The sequence below is a fragment of the Massilia sp. Root351 genome (assembly GCF_001425045.1).
Classification (GTDB): Bacteria; Pseudomonadota; Gammaproteobacteria; order Burkholderiales; family Burkholderiaceae_D; genus Rugamonas.
Window position 1 is genome coordinate 1 of sequence record NZ_LMDJ01000022.1, and the last position, 3,696, is coordinate 3,696.

2 protein-coding genes and 3 pseudogenes are annotated in these 3,696 nt (G+C 56.4%); 1 reads left to right on the forward strand and 4 read right to left on the reverse strand.

What is annotated here, in order from left to right; genetic code table 11:
* Positions 1–55: 55 nt before the first annotated feature.
* Together ASD15_RS17260 and ASD15_RS33830 are read right to left on the reverse strand one after the other, a co-directional pair.
* Positions 56–586: pseudogene (locus tag ASD15_RS17260) on the reverse strand (hypothetical protein); the annotation flags it as partial.
* 1 nt (position 587) lies between these two features.
* A pseudogene (locus ASD15_RS33830) lies at positions 588–935 on the reverse strand (DUF4123 domain-containing protein); the annotation flags it as partial.
* 121 nt (positions 936–1,056) lie between these two features.
* On the opposite strand from ASD15_RS33830, the gene gmtX reads away from it, so the two are divergent.
* Positions 1,057–1,233, forward strand: coding sequence for a gamma-mobile-trio protein GmtX (gene gmtX / locus ASD15_RS33835; RefSeq protein ID WP_373888187.1), 177 nt, complete (start codon positions 1,057–1,059; stop codon positions 1,231–1,233).
* A gap of 119 nt (positions 1,234–1,352) precedes the next feature.
* Here gmtX and ASD15_RS32380 read toward each other — a convergent pair whose 3' ends face one another.
* Both ASD15_RS32380 and ASD15_RS17275 read right to left on the reverse strand, forming a co-directional pair.
* Positions 1,353–2,435: a hypothetical protein gene (locus ASD15_RS32380; protein ID WP_157200988.1), complete on the reverse strand. Its 1,083-nt coding sequence runs from the start codon at positions 2,433–2,435 to the stop codon at positions 1,353–1,355.
* Between the two features lie 172 nt (positions 2,436–2,607).
* Positions 2,608–3,631 (reverse strand): annotated as a pseudogene (locus ASD15_RS17275) (IS5 family transposase).
* Positions 3,632–3,696 lie beyond the last annotated feature (65 nt).

Genomic DNA, 3,696 nt, shown 5'->3' on the forward strand with positions numbered 1-3,696 from the left:
TCAACATTATGCTGTTAATCGTCCGAGAGTTTTTTGGTGATGTCTTGCAGGTTCATCATGGCTGCGCACCCGTTTGGCCAGGCGCCAGTTCAAACAGGGCGTCGTAGCGCTTGGCCTTGACGATTTGCTCCCAGGCCTGTTCCGGCAGTTGCGCAATCATCCGGCTCAGGCGTTCGGCCTGCGGCACATCGGGGTTGCTCAGATGGGCTTTGACCATGGCGTTGTCGTCGAACGAGGGCGAGACGGTCATCATCAGGCCGGCGAACAGGTGCTGCGCGCTGGGATCGGTGATGCCGTAGCCGTTGGCGCGGCTGACCGCTGCGATGGCCGCTTCGCGCAGCATGCCGCGCTTGATGCCGGCGATGTCCTCCGGGCAGGTCTCTTCCCAATGCCGGACGATGCTTTCGTACAGGTTCTCTTTGTCGAAGTACATCAGCTGGTCGCGCTGGGCCAGCGTAAGGCTGATGGGGGCGAAGGCGTAGCGGGCGATGTCGGCCGGCGTGGCGGGCACGATGTCGATGCTGTAGCGCTGTTGTCGGCGCGCCCCGCCCGCATCAGCCGCAGGATCACCGGCACGCCGACCAGCNCTTGTCGAAGTACATCAGCTGGTCGCGCTGGGCCAGCGTAAGGCTGATGGGGGCGAAGGCGTAGCGGGCGATGTCGGCCGGCGTGGCGGGCACGATGTCGATGCTGTAGCGCTGCCGGCGGCGCGGTTCGAGCGCGCTCCAGGCGCTCACGGGGGCGAAGAAGTAGCGCTTCTGCTGCGCGTCCAGCGCGGAGGGCAGGCCGAGCAGGATGCGCGGGTCGTAGAAGCGCATCACGACCAATTGACCGCCGTCGATTTCGCAATCCAGGCGGCGCGTGAGCATGGGCGCGAGCACGGGCAGCGTGTAGGGACTGGTTATCCAGCTGACGCTGGGCGCGGCCTGTTCCAGCCGCGCCTACGTGGTGAAGTCAAATTGCTTCGTGCAAACGCTAACGTAGTGGTCGATCGACGTGTCCTTCCTGGTCATATTAACGTTACCCCGAAGGGCGAAGTCATCCAAGTGATGAGCAGTGTGGGGTTGTCGGAGACCGAAAAACAGGCATTGCAGCGGGCGGGCGATATCCGCTGAGTTCTTAACTCAGGAAGGCTGGTCTGAGGGCGCCAACGGCGAGATCCTAAACTCCCGTGGTAGAAAACTGTTTGATATCGGCTTCATCAACGCGATCAAAAAAACACTTGCTTCATGATCGCACTGAAAAAGCGAATTCGTCGCCCCAGCCGGTTCAAGCTCACTAATCTCCAGACCCAAAGTATCTGAGCGTTTTACCCACATCATAGTGACACTTTTATGGTCGTGGAAAAGCCTTTACAACGACTTCGCCGTTTCGCGTGCTACTCTTTCGTTCTCTTCCGCTATCGCATAGTACTTGGAGTACGTTTCTATACGAGTGAAATCCTCAAGAGATCGAATCTCGTCTGGAGAGTAGCGCATCCGGCGGTTCATGACCGCAAACATTGTGAGTGCTGAGAGAAAGATCAGAGATACAAATATGAGAAGCATACCGCGCAATGAAAACACGCGCCCCCAAAATCCATGAATCTCCAAAGCAGGGGTCCAAGGAACCGGCGAAGGCATGAAACTCAGCGGATAAACCACTCCAACCAGAAATAACGCTGAAACCATTATTAGTGCCCACATAATCGCTGCTGATGACTCAGGGTTTGACGACGTGGCTTCGAGAAAGTCCGAAATCGTTCGCATGTGATGGCGTATCTCGACTTCTAACGCATCGATCGCTTCACGCTCCTTCTGAAGTTCGGCATGCGGATTATTAATTGATGAAAGCCTGCGCGAAATCGGATGTGACATGGGAATAGAGAATCCGTCTCCGCCCAACCCTAGCGATGATGCCAACGCCCCGGCCGCCCCAAGCTTTGAGCGACGCTCTGATTGCAACCGTGCCATTTCTTGGATGCGTTGTCGCTCAGCCTCAGCAGCCGCCTCACGCCTATCCTTTGCAGATTGAAGAGCTCGAATTGCATTTTCGCGCGCGAGATAAGGTGGGAACCTTAGCTTCGCATAGAGATCTTCTGACGTGAGGTTATCGTCCTTATCAAGGAGATCCTCAGCCTTCTCCAACTGACTCTCCGCCATGAGGCGAACATACCATGCAAAGGCAAGGTTTTCCGCACTATTCTCCAACTTGGTTGCTGCCGCTCGAAGCGACTTGAAGCGAGCAGTTCTTTCGCCGAATTGCGCTTGATTGGAAAGAATCTTAGTAATAATGAACGCACCAAAAATGCCAACTATCGCCGCCGAAGACTGCGAAAGTGAGCTGAAAAACCAATTCCAATCCATCGTATTTCCTATTAATTGTCCAATCAGTTCAAAACCGATTATTTTTAATATACAGCTACCGCAGCGGCCAACGCTATCGCCATCAGCCAAAACGCAGCATACTTATTTTCATGAGGGTTGACGATAGGGTTGCAATGGCTAGGGAACCGCAGATCAATTGAGTTTTTGGCGTCGCGGAGCTTGCTCGGTGCTTATCGTTTAAGTTCTACAAGTGAAAAATGGGACGTAAGAACGGCGAATTCGTCTCCGTTCTTACCGATTCTTACGCTCGGGACGGACCTCGGGTGTTGGGCAGCTTAAAGCGTCGGCCAGCGAGCACCAAGTTGGCGAAGGCGAACAGCGAGTAGAGCTGGGCAGTGTTCTTGGCCAGGCCCCGATAGCGCGTTTTGCGATGACGGAAAAGGTTCTTCAGCACATGGAACGGATGCTCGACTTTTGCCCGCACGCTTGCCTTGAGTACTTCAAGCTTTTCGCGTTGGCGCCCCAGCTTATTGTTCGGCAACGCCTTGCGCACCGCGCGCTTCATGGCCACGAACCAGGTTACCGATTTCCCTTGATTCTCKTCGCGCTTTTCAACGCCTTGGTAGCCCGCATCGCCCAGCGCAGCAATCTCGTCGCCGTGCAGCAGCGCGTGMGCTTGCGTGACGTCGGCCACGTTGCCAGCCGTGCCGATCAGCGTGTGCACCAGACCCGAAGTCGCGTCCACGCCRATGTGGGCCTTCATGCCAAAGTGCCAGTCGTTGCCTTTCTTGGACTGGTGCATTTCGGGATCGCGYTGYTTGTCTTGGTTCTTGGTCGAYGGYGGYGCCGCGATCAGCGTGGCGTCGACGATGGTCCCCTCGCGCATCATCAAACCCTTCTCGGCCAAGTGGCCGTTGATGGTGTCGAAGATTTGGCGCGTCAGGCCATTGGCTTCCAGTGGCGTCGACGATGGTCCCCTCGCGCATCATCAAACCCTTCTCGGCCAAGTGGCCGTTGATGGTGTCGAAGATTTGGCGCGTCAGGCCATTGGCTTCGAGCAGATGGCGGAACTTCAGCAAAGTCGTCGCGTCCGGTGCCGACTCGCGGTTCAGGTCGATGCCCACGAAACCCCGGATAGCTTGGCTGTCGTAGATCGCATCTTCAATGCCCTCGTCGGACAGCCCGAAGCACTGCTGGGCCACGTACATGCGCAGCATGCGCGCCAAGCCAATCGGCGGACGGCCAGCACCTGCGGCTTTCGGGTAAAACGGCTCAATGAGCTTGTGCAGCTTTGTAACGACCCACTGAATTCCTGCACACGTCATAATTGAGGAAATTGACAGTGAGTACAAAGATGGACGAAGAGGTAAAACGCTGGACGGCCAAGCGC